Below are 14,546 nucleotides of genomic sequence, written 5' to 3'. Positions count from 1 at the left end.
CGGGCCTCCGGGATCGGATCCAGCCGGCCCCGGAGGCGATGCGCCCCTAGTCGGCGGCGGTGAGTCCTTCGGCGATCTTCTTCAGCTCGCGGGCGACGGCCTCGGGGCCGTCGAGCTTCTTGACGTACATCGGGCTGAACATGATCTCGGCCCGCCGCCGCTCGCCCATGTTCAGGAAGAGCGTGGGGGTACCCTTCCCGCCGTCCTCGCCCACCCCCTGGACGACCGTGTATCCCGTCCGGTCGCCGACGGTCACCTCTTCGCCCTCGCCCTCGTCACGGTGCGCCTTCACCCGGTCGTCGATCTCCTGGACGGTCTGGTCCTCGTACACATAGATCTGGACGCAGTAGAAGCCGTGCTTGTCGCCGTCGTAGTTCCACGAGGTCGTGTACGCGTCACCGTAGTCCACGGACCAGTGGGACCACTGCAGGCCGTCGGGCAGGTACCCCACCTTGACCCGCCCGAACGCCTTCCCGTCGCCCAGGTCACCGAGGCTCGGGGGCTCGGACGGCGCGGCCGGGGTGTCGTCGATGGCGGGCTCGGCCGGCGCCTCCGAGGCCGAGGCCGTTTCGTGGGCGGCGGGCGCCTGCGTGGCGCCCGGGGCCACCGTCAGATAGAGGGGCGCCGCCGCGGCGACGGCCAGCGACGTGGCCACCGCCGCGATCCTGCCCCGTCCCCTTCTCCGCCGGGAGGACCGCATGACCCGCCAGGCGAGGTCCGGTGCGGCGTGCAGTTTCGCGGTCTCGTCCGCCATGATCTGGCGGAGCTGGTCCTCAAGCGCGGGCATTGCCGATCACTCCTTCCATGGATTCCTCGCCAAGCGCCGTACGGAGCTTGGCCAGCGCCTTCGACGCCTGACTCTTGACCGTGCCGACCGAGCAGCCGAGCACCTCCGCGGCCTGCGCCTCGCTGAGGTCCTCCCAGTAGCGCAGGACGACCACCGCGCGCTGCCGGGGAGGCAGGTCGCGCAGCGCGTCCATGAGCACGTGGCGCAGGTCGACGTCGGCCGAGCGCGCCGGCGTCTCCGGCAGGACGCGCGTCGGGATGATGCTCAGGATCTTCCGGCGGCGGGCCCGGCTGATGGCGGTGTTGACGATGACGCGGCGTACGTAGGGCTCGGGGCTGTCGGCCCGTACCCGGTCCCAGTTCTTGTAGGTGCGCTCCAGCGCCGTCTGGAGGAGATCCTCTGCCTCTGCCTCGTTCCCGCAGGCGAGATAGGCCACTCGCAGCAGGCTCGTGGCTCTCGCGGCCACGAACTCGCCGAAACTGTGCTCCTCGCCGCTCACGGCTGTCTGTCCCGTTTCACGCCTCCTAATACGCCTCGGCGGCCCTGACCGTTGCCCTCCGCCTCGGGCAACCTCCGAGCGGGCCCAGGCGTATTGAGGTTCGTCACTTCTGATCTCTGGAGGAACGCATGAAGTTCGCGACCGCACCGGTCCGTCGGCTGATCGCCCTCAGTGCCGGCCTGGCCGCGCTGGGCGCCGCCGCCCTGGTGGGCCTGCCCGGCCCCGCCAGGGCACCGGAGATGCGACTCACGGCCGCCACGTCGGCTCCCCCTGGAGGGGCTTACTGGCACAGGAAGGTGCTGTGGAAGGAGACGCATCAGCGCCAACTGGGCAGCGCAGGGAACCGCTACTCGGTGGTGGAGCAGGGGCTCCTCGAGCGGTGGACGGCTCCCGACGGCAGATCCTGGGTGGGGTCCAGGACGCTGGGGACGTATCCGCAGAGCGCGGCGGACCGGAAGGCGTGGCGCCGCGACGGCTCGCCGGCCAAGTGGGCCCGCGCGGCAGACGGCCAGACCGTGTCGCTGTCCACCCAACCGGGCAAGGGCCACGTGAGCCCCGAACGGGGAGACAACACCTTCAACCTGGCCGGGCAGAAGCTGACGTACGACGAGGTCCAGCGACTGCCCGCGGACCCGAACAGGTTGAAGTCCTGGCTCGCCGAGGCCGCACGAGCCGCACGGGAGATGAACGTGGACATGTCCGTCACCGAGGCGCTGCCCGAGCTGCTCTACCTGATTCCGGCGCCCAAGGAGGTGCGCGCCGCGGCCTACCAGGCCCTGCTGACGACGCCCGGCGTCAAGTCCCGCGGCAAGGCGACGGACGGCATGGGCAGAGCCGGTGCGGCCCTCTCGTACGGCTACCCGGACACCGTCGAGAAGGGCAAGACCATGGGGCTCAGAACCGACCTGATCGTCGACACCGGCACGATGCTGCTGCTGTCGAAGGCTCACACGACTCTGATCGACGGCAAGCCGTTCCCGGACAAGACCAGCACCGAGACCGTGCTCCAGGCCGGCTGGACCGACGCCCAGCCGGCCGTGCCCAGCCTGCCGTAACGCGCGGGGAGAGGGGGAGGGCCTACCCCTTGAGCCCGCCGGCCAGCAGGTCGGCGCGCCAGAAGCGCTGCAGGACCAGGACGAGAACGATCAGCGGGACGACCGACACGGCCGAGCCCATGATGACCAGCGAGTACAGGTCGCCGTCGCCCGCGCCCTTGCCCAGGAACGTGTACAGGCCGAGAGTGATCGGGTATTTGTCCTGGTCCGACAGCATGATGAACGGCAGCAGGAAGTTGTTCCAGATGCCGACGAACTGCAACAGGAACACCGTCACCAGCCCCTGCGTCATCATGGGCAGCACGATGTGGCCGAAGATGCGGACCTCGCCGGCCCCGTCCAGGCGTGCCGCCTCCAGCGTGCTCTGCGGGACCGCGGCATTGGCGAAGACCCGGCACAGGAAGATGCCGAACGGGTTGATGATGACCGGCAGGAGCACCGACCAGTAGGTTCCGGCCAGGCCCACACCGGCCAGCAGCAGGTACTGCGGGACGGCCAGGACGATGCCGGGCACCAGCACGCCGGCCAGGATCACGGAGAACAGCACCTCGCGGCCGCGGAAGCGGAACTTGGCCAGGGCGTAACCCGCCATGGCCGACACCAGCGTCGACAGGATCGCGCCCACGCCGGCGTACAGCAGAGAGTTGAGCCCCCACTGCCAGAACTGGCCGTCGCCGTACTCGCTGAGGTTGGCGAGGTTGTCGGCGAATCCGCTGCCGGGCGCGAAGGAGAAGGTGGTGAACAGCTCGCGCGGGGTCTTGGATGCGGCGGTGACCACCCAGAGCACGGGAGTCAGGCAGTACAGCGCGCCGAGCAGCAGGACGATCAGCGGCAGCCGCGGCCTCCTGCGGGCGGCGGGGCGGTGGCGGTGGTCGAACTGGCGGTCGCCGGTGCGGGGCGAGGTCTGCAGGGCGGCGCTCATGCGTTGTCCCCGAAGGTCCTGCGCTGGAAGAAGCGCAGCAGGAGCAGCGAGAGGACGAGGATGCCCAGGGCGAGCACGACGGAGGCGGCGGCGGCCCCGCCGAGATTGTCGTTCATGAACGCCTCCTGGTAGATCTTCATCAGCGGCACCCAGGTGGAGGAGATGGTGGTCGTCATCGGGCGCAGCGTGGCGGGTTCGCTGTACAGCTGCAGGGTGCCGATCACGGAGAACAGGCCGGTGAGCACGAGGGCGGGGGCCACCAGCGGGATCTTGATGCGCCAGGCGATCTGCAGCTCACTGGCTCCGTCGATCCGGGCCGCCTCGTAGATGGAGGTGGGGATGGCCCGCAGCGACGTGAAGATGATGATCATGTTGAAGCCGACGCCGGACCACAGCGCGATGTTGGCCAGCGAGAAGTACAGGGCGGGGAAGCCGAAGAAGTCCAGCGGCCCGGCGTGCAGCCGCTCGGCGAGGTAGGTGAGCGGGCTGGTGCTGGGCAGGTAGAGGAAGCCCCACAGGAGGCTGGCGATCACACCGGGCACCGCGTACGGCAGGAAGATCGCGGTTCGGGTGAAGCCGCGCGCCCGCACCCGGGGGGTGTCGAGCAGCAGTGCGAACAGCAGGGCCAGGCCCAGCACGCTGGGGATGGCGATGACGCCGTAGAGCAGGACCCGGCCGAGCCCGGCGACGTACCCCGGGTCGCCGAGCGCGGCGAGGTAGTTGTCGAAGCCGACGAAGGTCTGCACGCGCCGCCCGAACGCGCCGCCGCCTTCGACGCGGAAGCCGCGGAAGCTCAGGTAGATCGCGTAACCGATCGGGACGATCAGGAACAGGGTGAAGAGCACGATCGCCGGCGTGGCGAACAGCCATGGGGTGGCGACGGCGCGGATGCGCGTGCGCCGTCCGGTCGGTGCGGGGGCCGTGGAGCCAGTGGCGGCCGGGGCGGCCGAGGTGGAGGTGGCGGGCATGAGGCGTCCAGGGTGGGTCGAGAGGCCGACGCTGCGGGCCCGGCCGGTCGCCGGGCCCGCGAACGGCTACTTGGTCACGGTATAGCCAGACTTCTGCAGGTCAGCGACGACGGCCTGCTGCGTGGCCTTGTACACCTCGCGGAAGGAGGTCTTGTTGAGCGCGGCGGTGTTCAGGGCGTCGCCGAAGGCGGTCTGCGCCACGTTGACGTTGGGTCCCCAGGTCACCGGGATGGTCGTGTTCTTGATCACCTGGTCGGCGACCTGGTAGAAGTCCTTCTGCTGCGGCATCAGCCGCGGCGGCTCGTGGGTCAGCGTCGCCTGGCGTCCCGCGTTGCCGCCGGGGAAGATGTCGAGGCCGAGCGTCAGCTTGGAGCCCTCGTCGGACGCGCCGAGCCAGGCGGCGAAGGCCGCGGCCTCCTTGGCGTGCTTGGACTTGGCCGGCACCAGATACGTGGAGCCGCCCAGGAACGGGACGGCCGGGTCGCCGGGCGTCCACTGCGGCAGCGGCGCGGACTCCCACTTGCCGGAGGTGTCCGGCGCCACCGAGTGGATCACGTTGGGCGCCCACGCGGCGGCGGCCCAGCTCAGAATCCTGCCGTCGTTGACCTGCGCGTTCCATTCGGGGGTGAGCAGGGGCTCGACCTTGACCAGGTCGCGCTTCACCAGGTCCTCCCAGAAGTCGGCCGTCTTCAGCGACGCCTCGCCGTCGATGCCGACCTTCCAGGCGTCGCCGTCGTTGCTCCACCACCGGGCGCCGGCCTGTGCTGCCTGGGCGGCGAAGAACTCGATCTGGTTGGCCGCGAAGCTGGCGATGTAGACCTTGGGGTCCTTCTTGTGGATCTGCTCGGCGGCCTTGGCATACTCGGCCCAGGTGGTGGGCACCTTGGCGCCGTACTTGGCGAACAGGTCCTTGCGGTAGGTGAACATCATCGGCCCGATGTCCTGGGGAACGCCGTAGACCTGGTTGTTGAAGGTGGTCAGGGCCCAGATGTTGGGCTCGATGCCGGACTTGGCGCCGGCCACGTCGGCGGTGATGTCCTTGACGGCTCCGGCCACCACCAGGGCGGGCAGGCCCCGGTACTCCACCTGCACCACGTCGGGGGTGTCGCCGGCCTGGTCGGCGGCCAGCAGCTTGGAGGCGGTGTCGGCGGTCCCGCCGACCTCCGACAGCTTGATCGTGACGTTCGGGTGTTCCCGGTGGTACTTGTCGGTGATCGCCGTGGCGCGCGGATCGTTGCCCTTGAGGTTCCAGGTCCAGACCTGCAGCGTGACCGGTCCGTCGGCGGCCGCGGTGCCCGAGGTGCCCGAGGAGGAGGTGTCGCCGGACGAGCAGGCGGTCAGCGACGCCGCCAGGGCGACCGTCAGGGCGGCGGCCGGCATCATCCCGCGGCGGCGGCGACGGGGCGGCGGGAGGGTCGGTGGGGTCATGACGGTCTCCTCGGACAGGTGGTGCATCACGGCGGGATGCCGGGTTCGTGCGTTGGGATCTAACCTGATGTTAACGTTGTCATCCTGTCAAGCCCCTGCTCGTAACAGAGCCGACATCGCTTCGGAGCTCACCCCCGTGCTCACCTTCCGCAACCCGGTCCTGACCGGCTGCTATCCGGACCCGTCGATCTGCCGAGCCGGCGAGGACTTCTACCTGGTCACCTCTTCGTTCGCCTACTATCCGGGCATTCCCCTCTTCCACAGCCGTGACCTGGTCCGTTGGCGTCAGCTCACGCACGTGCTGAACCGGCCGGGCCGCCCCTCCCTGGAGGGGCTGGACGTCTCCGACGGCGTCTGGGCGCCGACCATCCGACACCACGACGGCACGTTCTACGTGGTCTCCACCGTGGCGAGAGGACGGCGGGGGAGCCTCACTTTCGTCGTCACCGCAGACGACCCCGCCGGGCCGTGGTCGGACCCCGTCCCGCTGGAGGCCGAAGGCATCGACCCGTCGCTGTTCTTCGACGACGACGGCCGCTGCTGGTTCACCGCCTGCCGGGACGCCGCCCAGCCGAACGGCGGCGGCCCCGGCGAGCTGTGGATGCGCGAGCTCGACCTGCGGACCCTCGAACTCGTCGGGCCCACCCACGTGCTCTGGCACGGCGCCGTACGCGGGGCGTGGGTGGAGGCGCCGCACCTGTACAAACGCGACGGCGTGTACTACCTGATCGCCGCCGAAGGGGGCACCGAAGGCAATCACAGCGTCACCGCGGCGCGCTCCGGCGTCGTCACCGGTCCCTACGTCACCGATCCGCGCAGCCCGCTGCTGACGCACCGGCATCGCGGCCCGGACGAGCCCATCCACAACGTCGGCCACGCGGACCTGGTGGACACCCCCGACGGTGAGACGTGGGCGGTGACGCTCGGCGTCCGGCCGATCGAGGGCACCCACACGCTGGGCCGGGAGGTGTTCCTCGTGCCCGTCGCGTGGGGCCCCCACGGGCCCGTCTTCGCCCCGGAGTCGGGCGGGGTCCGGCTGTCGGAGCGGTTGCCGTCGATCGCCTCCGGCGGGCCGGAGGGGGACGACGCCGGGGTGGCGGGCCGGGTGACCTTCGACGAGCCGGTGCTGGGCCTGGAGTGGAACAGCCTCCGCGGCCCGGTCGGCGACCGCGTCAGACCCTCGGCCGGTGGGCAAGGGCTGGACCTGGACGTCGCTGCTGAGCCGCTCAGCTCCACCGGCGTACCGGCCTTCGTCGGCCGGCGCCAGCAGCACGTCCGCTTCCACGCGCGGACCGGGATCAGCTTCACCGCCACCCGTCCGGCGGAGGAAGCCGGTGTGGCCGTCTTCCAGAGCCAGGACCGCTACGCCACGCTCGCCCTCACCGTGGACGCCGGGGGAAGAGCGCAGGCGGTGCTGACGGTCCGGGACGCGGGCACCAGCACCCGCCTGGCCTCGGTGCCGGTGTCGGCAGGCGAGGCGGTGCTGGCCGTCGACGGAGACGAGGCCGGCTACACCTTCCGTCTCAAGGAGCCCGGCGCCGGCCAGTGGATCGACTTGGCCGGTGTCGAGCGGCCCTTCTTCAGCACCGAGCGCGCGGGCGGGTTCGTGGGGGTCTTCCTGGGGCTCTACGCCACCGGCAACGGACAGGCCGGTCACGGCCGGGCGCACGTCCACTGGTTCGACTACCGGCCCGCCGGCTCCGACGGCCCCGCGTGACGGAGCCGGCGGGGCAGAGCGGCTAGCGCTGGGGCCGGGGCGGCGCGGTGCTGCGCCGGACCACCAGCTCGGGAGCGATCCGCTCGCTCATGGCCGGCTCGCCGCGCATCATCCGCAGCAGCTGCTCGATCGAGCGCTGTCCGAGACCGACGAAGTCCTGACGGACCGTGGTCAGCGCGGGCACCAGGTAGGCGGCCCCGGCGGTGTCGTCGAACCCGACGAGCGAGACGTCCGCCGGCACCTTGACGCCGAGCTCGGCGAAGGCCGCCAGCACGCCCATGGCCATCTGGTCGTTGCCGGCGAAGATCGCCGTCGGAAGCTCGTGCTCCGGACGGGTGACGAGGTAATGGGCGAGCCGATAGCCGCTGTTTCCGGTGAAGTCGCCTTCGAGCAGCTCTCCGCCGGCCCCCGGCGTGCCCTCCAGCGCGGCCCGCCAGCCGTCCACGCGGGCCCGCGCGTCGAAGGTGCGCAACGCCCCGGTCAGGTGGACGACATGGCGATGCCCCTGCTCCAGCAGGTGCCGCACGGCCAGCCGCGCGCCCAGCTCCTGGTCGAGCTCGACGAAGCCGAGCTCCGGGTTGGGCACGTTGCCGGACATGACCACCGTCATCGGCACGCCGGTGACGATGTCGGCCAGCGCGTCCGCCACCAGGGGCCGGTCCGCGATGACGGCGATGGCCTCCACCGACTGGTCGGTGAGCCGTTGCAGCGTCTCGGCCAGGTCCATGGTGCTGCCGCCCTGCCAGCTGGCCAGGTTGACCCAGTACCCGGCCAGCTGCGCCGCGGTCTGCACGCCGCGCAGGATCCTGGGCAGCTCGAACAACTCGGCCCCGGCGAGGACCACGCCGATCGTCGAGGAGCGGCGGCTCTTGAGCGCGCGGGCGACGCTGTTGCGGCGGTAGCCGAGCTTCTCGATGGCGGCCTCGACCCGGGCGCGGGTCTCCGGCCGGACCGAGGGGTGGTCGTTGAGGACGCGGGATACGGTGACGTGGGACACGCCGGCCTCGCGTGCCACATCCACCATGCCTGGTGCCCGGTTCATGTCCTTCGTTTCCCGCGCCTCCACCGCGGCGTGCTCGCCTGGCGGTGCTGACTCGATCGTGCCACATCCGCCGGGCGTCTCACGCCGCCTCCGAGCCTCAGGCAGGCGCGTCCGCCGAAAAGGATGCCGGTCGGATGTGAAGAACGGGCGGACGGCTCCGACCTTCCCATGAAGGCGGCGCCGGACGGGCGCCACAGACGCAGGAGGCAGCGAGATGACCAAGGTCACGTGCGACATGGCGATGTCCCTCGACGGCTTCGTGGCCGGACCGCACCAGAGCATGGAGAACCCGCTCGGCGAGGGGGCGGGCGAGTGCCTGCACCAGTGGATGTTCGACGAGCCCGAGCGGCACGCCGCGGAGATCGAGGGCATCACCGCGGCCGGCGCGTTCATCATGGGCCGCAACATGTTCGGCCCCGGCCGCGGCGCCTGGGACCTGGACTGGAACGGCTGGTGGGGCGACGAGCCGCCCTACCACGCGCCGGTCTTCGTCCTCACCCACCACCCGCGCGAGCGGGTGACGATGAAGGGCGGCACCACGTTCACCTTCGTCACCGGCGGGATCGAGGCGGCGCTGGCCCAGGCGCGCGAGGCCGCCGGCGACCGTGACGTCGCCGTCGCGGGCGGCGCCGCGACGGTGAACCAGTTCCTGGCGGCGGGGCTCATCGACGAGCTGCGCCTGCACGTCGCGCCCGTGATCCTCGGCGGAGGCGAGCGGCTGCTCCGCGACGTCGGCGACCTCACCCTCGAACCCCTCGGCGCCCCCTCGGGCACCCGCCTCGTCACCCACCTGACGTACCGGGTGGTCCGGTAGAGGGACCGCACGTCGTGGAGGGCCTCATCGGAGGCCCGGAGCCGACGTCGCGCCTGCCCGGCCGTCCGGGAGAGCCGGCTCGGCGTCCGGCCGGGCCTTGGCCGGCAGGAGCTTGCCCAGGGTGACGAACAGCAGGACCAGACCCACGGTGAGCAGGATGTGACCCAGCCCGGCGATCAGCGCGATGGCCTCGCCGCTGGGACGTCCCAGCACCGTCAAGGTCCCGTGGAGGGTCATCATGGCCATGCTCAGCACCAGACCGGCGTTGTAGATCCAGAAGAACCAGCCGAACAGCCGGCTGGAGGTCAGCGCGAACTGCTTCTCCAGTATCAGGACGATGAGGAACACCAGCATGCCGAGCGCGAACGCATGCGTGTGGACGACGCTGAGCTGCGTGTCGCCGGTGAAGTCGTTCAGCTTGGTGAGCTCGCGGTAGTAGAAGCCGCTGACCAGGCCGATGATCATGTAGAGGTGGGCGGTGTTGAGGATCTTTCGCATGTGTCACGTCCTTCAAGGTGTGCCGATGGGGCACATCAACTGTGCGAATGGGCCGATCCCGCATCAATGACGGGTTCGGCAACGTCCCATGACCTGTGGCTCAAAGATCCCGGAGCCGCTCCGGCGCGCGGGCCCGCTGACGGCGGCGGAGGAGCTCGTGGGCGCGCAGCAGGGTGGGCACGAGGGCGTACACCACCACGGGGACCACGATCGCGGTGAGCACCAGAGTGCGCAGGGGCAGCGGGAGCGAGGCCAGGGCCGAGCCGATCAGCAGCTGGACCAGCATGATCATCGAGTAGACGGACAGCCAGGTGAGCAGTGCGCGCCGGTGGACGGAGGGGGCGGAGAGCATGGTCGATCCCTTTCCAGAGCAGTTTCCAACTGGATAGTTGGAGTCTGGCAGACGGATCTCCAACTGTCGAGTTGGAATTCTGGCTATGCTGACGGCCATGGCGTGGAACACGGAACGGACGCGGCAGCTCCTGCTGGACGCGGCGGTGCAGGAGTTCGCCGAGCACGGCCCCGCGGGCGCCAGGCTCGACCGGGTGGCGAGCACCGCGGGCGTCAACAAGGAGCGCATCTACCAGTACTTCGGCAACAAGGAGCAGTTGTTCGCCGCCGTGCTGACCTCGGCGCTGGAGCGGCTGGCCGAGGCGGTGCCGATGGACGACCGGCTGGCGGCCGACCTGCCGGAGTACGCCGGCCGGGTGTACGACTACCACCGCGAGCATCCGCAGCTCATCCGCCTGCTGCACTGGGAGGGCCTGCACTGTGGCGACGGCCCGGTCGCGGCGGGGGAGCAGCGCGGTGCCCACTACGCCGCCAAGCTGGCAGCGCTGGCCGCGGCCCAGAAGAGGGGCGCTCTGAGCGCGGAGTTCGCGCCCAGGGAGCTGCTCTACGCGGTGATCGCGCTGGCCGGATGGTGGTACGCCACTCCGCAGCTCGCCCGGCTCATCATGGCGGAAAGCCCTGGGAGTACCCGGGAGACCCTCGTCCGCGTCGTCGCCAAGCTGGTCGGCTAGCCCCTTGGACTCGCGCCGCCGGCATATGTCGTCGCCTCCGTCACGGGCACGACCGTCACGGGACGATCGTGCCCGGTTCGCCGTCGCATCGGGTCTCAGCGCTCGTCGACGACCTGGCCGTTCAGGGCGGTGCCGTCCTTGGTGAGCGCCATGGTCAGCGGCGCCTCCGGGAAGGTGGGGATGGCGGCGAGCGCGGCGCCCATCTGCGCGCCGGTCTCCCAGTGCCAGGTGTCGGTGTAGCTGCCGTCCTCAAGGCGGATCAGCACGGTGTGGGTGAGCCCGGGGTGGCCCTCCCGGACGGTCGCGATCAGCGAGCTGCGGCGGGCCAGGAACTCCTCCAGGTCGGCCTCGGCGACGGAGTAGCGGTGCGAGCGGACGACGGACATGTCGGTGTCTCCTTCTGGATGTAGGGGGGTGGGGGTCACCAGCTGCCGGCGACCTGCCGGATCGGGGCGTTCAGGCGGTTGAAGAGGTTGGTGACGGCGGTCATCAGCAGGATCGAGGCGAGCTGCTGCTCGTCGAAGTGGTCGGCGGCGTTGTTCCAGACCTCGTCGGAGACGGCGTCGGTGTGGTCCGCCAGCCGGGTCGAGGCCTCGGCCAGCGCCAGCGCGGCCCGCTCGGCGTCGGTGTAGTACGGAGCCTCGCGCCAGGCGGCGACCAGCCCGATGCGATCGTCGCTCGCGCCGAGCTTGCGCAGGTTCTTCAGCCGGCGTCCACGCAGAAGCTGCAGCCGTTGATCTGGCTGACCCGCAGGTGGATCATCTCCATGAGCTCCTGGGGCAGACCCTGCGACTGGGCGGCCTTCATCAACTCCATGATCGGCTTCATCGCGGCGGGGATGACCGTGGCGGGGTTCTTCATCCGGGCTTCCATCGTGTTCCTCCGTGGCTTTGTCAGTGCGGGTTCGTGCGGGTTCGTGCTCGGTTCGTGTGAGACCAGAGTGGCTGCCCGGATTGATACATTCGCTATGCGCGCACGATGCGAAGGTGATGGGGGGACGATGCTGCGCTTCACCCTTCTCGGCCCCGTCCAGATGATCGTGGACGGCGCGCCGCTGACGGGCATCGCCCCACGTCACCGGGCTGTGCTGGCCTACCTCCTGCTCAACGCCGGCCGGGTGATCAGCATCGAGCGGCTGATCGACGCGATGTGGGGCTACGACCGGCCCGACACCGCCCGGTCGCAGATCCACGCCTCGATCACCGCGATCCGCAAGGTGCTGCGTGCCGCGGGAGCCGTACACCTTCTGGAGACACGTGCCGGCGGCTACGTCGCGCAACCGGAGCCCGGGCAGGTGGACGCGCAGAAGTTCACCGACCTGGTGGCCGCCGGCGAGCTGCGCGCGGCCCTGGACCTGTGGAGCGGCGAGGCGCTGGAGGACGTGCACGCGCATTACGTCACCGGCGTCCGCGAGCTCTGGAACGACCGGCGGCTGTCGGCGTACGAGCGCCTGGTGGAGGACGAGCTGGCCGCCGGGCGGCACGGCGACCTGCTCGACGAGCTCGCCGCCCAGGTGACCGCCGAGCCGCTCCGCGAGAAGCTCAACGGCCACCTCGTCATGGCCCTGCACCGGGCGGGACGGCAGGCCGACGCCCTGGCCGCGGCGCGTGCCTACCGGACGGCTCTCGCGGACGAGCAGGGGCTGGACCCCGGGCGCGCCTTCATCGAGCTGGAGCGGGCGGTCCTGGCGGACGATCCGGCCCTGCGGCCGGCCGGCGCGCCGCCGGTCGGCTCCGGGCCGCCGCGTCGCTCCACCTTCCTGCCCTACGACATTCCCGATTTCTCCGGAAGGTCCGCCGAGCTGGCGCGGCTCGTGGGCGACTACCGCGGGCCGGCGGTCGTCACGATCGACGGCATGGCCGGGATCGGCAAGACCACGCTCGCCGTCCACGTGGCCCACCGGCTGGCCGCCCGCTATCCGGACGGCCGGCTGTTCATCGACCTGCAGGCCCACACCGCGGGCCGGGAGCCGGTCGACGCCGCCGCCGCGCTGGAGGCCCTCCTCCGCCAGCTCGGGGTGCCCGCCGACCGCATCCCGGTCACGCTGGTCGAGCGGAGCGCCCTCTGGCGCGCCGAGCTGGCCGATCGCCGCGTGCTGGCCGTCCTGGACAACGCCTTCGACGCCGAGCACGTACGTCCCCTGCTGCCGGGACACTCCGACACCCTCGTCCTGGTCACCAGCAGGCGGCGGCTCGTTGACCTGGACGGCGCCCACGCCCTGTCGGTCGACGTGCTGGGTGAGGAGGACGCCGTCGAGCTGTTCGAGCGCATCGTGGGCGAACGCGCTCACCACGAGCCGGACGCCGTACGCGAGGTGCTGCGGCTGTGCGGGCACCTGCCGCTGGCCATCCGCATCTCGGCCGCCCGCCTCCAGCACCGCCCGCGCTGGACCGTGTCCTACCTGGCGGACCGGCTGCGGGACCATCGCCGGCTCCTGGACGGCGTGTCGGCGGCCTTCATCCTCTCCTACGAGCAGCTCCACGAGGCCGAGCAGCGCATGTTCCGCCTGCTCGGGCTGGTGCCGGGGCGCGACATCGACCCGTACGGCGCGGCCGCGCTGGCCGGGATCTCGGAGGAGGAGGCGGAGGAGTTGCTCGAAGCCCTCCTCGACGCCCACATGCTCCTGCAGCTCGAACCGGGCCGATACACCTTCCACGACCTGCTCCGCGAGCACGCCCGCTCGATCGCCGAGGACGACGGCGCCGTCCTGCGGCTGCTCACCTACTACCTGCACCGCTCCCGCGCGGCGGTGGACCGGCTGTTCCCGGACAGCCTCAGCCAGCGGGAGGGCATCCCCCAGCCGGACTCCCCGATCGCCCCCATCCGCGACGCCGCGGAGGCGATCGCCTGGCTCGACGCCGAGCGCTCCAACATCATCGCGACCGCCGTCCACGGACCCGAGATCTGCCTGGGCATGCTCGCCCTGGCGATGCGCCCCTACCTCGACCGGCAGGCGCACCACGACGACGCGATCACCCTCCACACCCTGGTGCTCCAGCGCAGCCGCAAGCTGGGCCGCCGCGAGTTCGAGGCGCGAGCGCTCACCGACCTGGCGTGGACGTACTGGCGGCTCGGCGAGTACGAGCGCGCGGAGGAGCACGCCCGCCAGGCGCTCGACGCCTGCGAGGACGCGTACGAACAGGCCAGGGCCCTGCTCACGCTGGGCAACGTGGCCCTGCGCCGGCGGCAGGACGCGCAGGCGCAGCAGTACCTCAAGCAGGCGCTCGACCTCACTCGGATCGGCGCCGACACCTGGGGCGAGGCCCACGTGCTCGGCATCCTCGCCCTCGTCCTGGACCGCGCCGGCCGTCCGGAGGAGGCCCGGCGCCATCTCGACCTCGCGCTGGCGCTCCACCGCAAGGTCGCCAACCCGGCCGGGGCGGCGGTGACCCTCAACCACCTCGGCGTCGTCCTCCGGCATCAGGGCGAGCTCGCCCAGGCACGCACCCGCCACGAGCAGGCCGCGGCCCTCTACCGCAGGCTCGGCAACACCGCCGACGAGGCGGCCGCGCTCAACGGGCTGGCCGAGGCGGCGGGCGACCCGGCCCGGGCGGTCGAGGAGCACACGGCCGCGCTCGCGCTCGCCGACCGGACCCGCAACCGGCCGGAGCAAGCGCGCGCTCACGACGGGCTGGCGCGCGCCCACCTCGCGCTCGGGCACGCGGAGCAGGCTCGCGAGCACGGCCGGCTCGCTCTCGGCCTTTACGGGGAGCTCGGCGTTCCGGAGGCCGAGGAGGTCCGCGCCTTCCTGGAGGAGGCCGTCCGCACCGCGTGATCGAGCCGTCGGCGGCGAC

Annotated in this window: 16 protein-coding genes; 6 read left to right on the top strand and 10 right to left on the bottom strand. The window is 71.2% G+C overall.

From position 1 onward, the window contains the following. Positions 1-46 precede the first annotated feature (46 nt). Both ACIBG4_RS10125 and ACIBG4_RS10120 read right to left on the bottom strand, forming a co-directional pair. Positions 47-787, bottom strand: a complete 741-nt coding sequence (locus ACIBG4_RS10125; protein ID WP_397201525.1) for a hypothetical protein — start codon at positions 785-787, stop codon at positions 47-49. Beyond that, positions 774-1,286: a SigE family RNA polymerase sigma factor gene (locus ACIBG4_RS10120; RefSeq protein WP_397201524.1), complete on the bottom strand. Its 513-nt coding sequence runs from the start codon at positions 1,284-1,286 to the stop codon at positions 774-776. The genes ACIBG4_RS10125 and ACIBG4_RS10120 overlap by 14 nt, the downstream gene beginning before the upstream one ends. Before the next feature lie 128 nt (positions 1,287-1,414). Between ACIBG4_RS10120 and ACIBG4_RS10115 the strand changes: the two genes are divergently transcribed. Next, a complete protein-coding gene (locus tag ACIBG4_RS10115) occupies positions 1,415-2,341 on the top strand; it encodes a hypothetical protein (RefSeq protein ID WP_397201523.1) in 927 nt (308 codons plus the stop codon). 22 nt (positions 2,342-2,363) lie between these two features. Here the strand turns inward: ACIBG4_RS10115 and ACIBG4_RS10110 are convergent, their stop codons facing one another. The 3 genes from ACIBG4_RS10110 to ACIBG4_RS10100 form a co-directional block, all read right to left on the bottom strand. Beyond that, positions 2,364-3,263, bottom strand: a complete 900-nt coding sequence (locus tag ACIBG4_RS10110; RefSeq protein WP_310707937.1) for a carbohydrate ABC transporter permease — start codon at positions 3,261-3,263, stop codon at positions 2,364-2,366. Beyond that, positions 3,260-4,231, bottom strand: a complete 972-nt coding sequence (locus ACIBG4_RS10105) for a sugar ABC transporter permease (protein ID WP_310707938.1) — start codon at positions 4,229-4,231, stop codon at positions 3,260-3,262. Before ACIBG4_RS10105 ends, ACIBG4_RS10110 begins: the two co-directional genes overlap by 4 nt. 66 nt (positions 4,232-4,297) lie before the next feature. Beyond that, positions 4,298-5,659, bottom strand: a complete 1,362-nt coding sequence (locus ACIBG4_RS10100; RefSeq protein WP_397201522.1) for an ABC transporter substrate-binding protein — start codon at positions 5,657-5,659, stop codon at positions 4,298-4,300. Between the two features lie 136 nt (positions 5,660-5,795). Here ACIBG4_RS10100 and ACIBG4_RS10095 point away from each other — a divergent pair, with 136 nt between their 5' ends. Then, positions 5,796-7,376 carry a glycoside hydrolase family 43 protein gene (locus ACIBG4_RS10095; protein ID WP_397201521.1) on the top strand — a complete coding sequence of 527 codons (1,581 nt, stop codon included), beginning with the start codon at positions 5,796-5,798 and terminating at the stop codon, positions 7,374-7,376. 22 nt (positions 7,377-7,398) lie between these two features. On the opposite strand, the gene ACIBG4_RS10090 is transcribed toward ACIBG4_RS10095, so the two are convergent. Further along, positions 7,399-8,418: a LacI family DNA-binding transcriptional regulator gene (locus tag ACIBG4_RS10090; protein ID WP_397201520.1), complete on the bottom strand. Its 1,020-nt coding sequence runs from the start codon at positions 8,416-8,418 to the stop codon at positions 7,399-7,401. A 214-nt stretch (positions 8,419-8,632) separates the two neighbouring features. Here ACIBG4_RS10090 and ACIBG4_RS10085 point away from each other — a divergent pair, with 214 nt between their 5' ends. Beyond that, complete coding sequence (locus ACIBG4_RS10085; protein WP_397201519.1) at positions 8,633-9,232, top strand: dihydrofolate reductase family protein; 600 nt, start codon at positions 8,633-8,635, stop codon at positions 9,230-9,232. 24 nt (positions 9,233-9,256) lie between these two features. Here ACIBG4_RS10085 and ACIBG4_RS10080 read toward each other — a convergent pair whose 3' ends face one another. Both ACIBG4_RS10080 and ACIBG4_RS10075 read right to left on the bottom strand, forming a co-directional pair. Then, complete coding sequence (locus tag ACIBG4_RS10080) at positions 9,257-9,730, bottom strand: DUF2871 domain-containing protein (protein WP_397201518.1); 474 nt, start codon at positions 9,728-9,730, stop codon at positions 9,257-9,259. A 100-nt stretch (positions 9,731-9,830) separates the two neighbouring features. After that, positions 9,831-10,082 carry a hypothetical protein gene (locus tag ACIBG4_RS10075; RefSeq protein WP_397201517.1) on the bottom strand — a complete coding sequence of 84 codons (252 nt, stop codon included), beginning with the start codon at positions 10,080-10,082 and terminating at the stop codon, positions 9,831-9,833. Between the two features lie 97 nt (positions 10,083-10,179). Here ACIBG4_RS10075 and ACIBG4_RS10070 point away from each other — a divergent pair, with 97 nt between their 5' ends. Further along, positions 10,180-10,752 (top strand): TetR family transcriptional regulator, encoded by a 573-nt coding sequence (locus tag ACIBG4_RS10070; RefSeq protein ID WP_397201516.1) that lies wholly within the window; start codon positions 10,180-10,182, stop codon positions 10,750-10,752. A 95-nt stretch (positions 10,753-10,847) separates the two neighbouring features. Here the strand turns inward: ACIBG4_RS10070 and ACIBG4_RS10065 are convergent, their stop codons facing one another. Beyond that, positions 10,848-11,138, bottom strand: a complete 291-nt coding sequence (locus ACIBG4_RS10065; protein ID WP_397201515.1) for a hypothetical protein — start codon at positions 11,136-11,138, stop codon at positions 10,848-10,850. A 90-nt stretch (positions 11,139-11,228) separates the two neighbouring features. On the opposite strand from ACIBG4_RS10065, the gene ACIBG4_RS10060 reads away from it, so the two are divergent. Beyond that, the gene (locus ACIBG4_RS10060; RefSeq protein WP_397201514.1) at positions 11,229-11,384 is read left to right on the top strand and encodes a hypothetical protein; all 156 of its coding nucleotides are present in this window, start codon (positions 11,229-11,231) and stop codon (positions 11,382-11,384) included. 70 nt (positions 11,385-11,454) lie between these two features. Here the strand turns inward: ACIBG4_RS10060 and ACIBG4_RS10055 are convergent, their stop codons facing one another. After that, positions 11,455-11,559, bottom strand: coding sequence for a carboxymuconolactone decarboxylase family protein (locus tag ACIBG4_RS10055; RefSeq protein WP_397201720.1), 105 nt, complete (start codon positions 11,557-11,559; stop codon positions 11,455-11,457). Between the two features lie 193 nt (positions 11,560-11,752). Between ACIBG4_RS10055 and ACIBG4_RS10050 the strand changes: the two genes are divergently transcribed. Beyond that, positions 11,753-14,527 carry a BTAD domain-containing putative transcriptional regulator gene (locus ACIBG4_RS10050; protein ID WP_397201513.1) on the top strand — a complete coding sequence of 925 codons (2,775 nt, stop codon included), beginning with the start codon at positions 11,753-11,755 and terminating at the stop codon, positions 14,525-14,527. The last annotated feature ends 19 nt before the right edge of the window (positions 14,528-14,546 follow it).

The organism is Nonomuraea sp. NPDC050383, assembly GCF_044459125.1.
Taxonomy (GTDB): domain Bacteria; phylum Actinomycetota; class Actinomycetes; order Streptosporangiales; family Streptosporangiaceae; genus Nonomuraea.
Note: the sequence above shows the minus strand (reverse complement) of the source record. Positions and strands in the feature narration are given on the sequence as shown.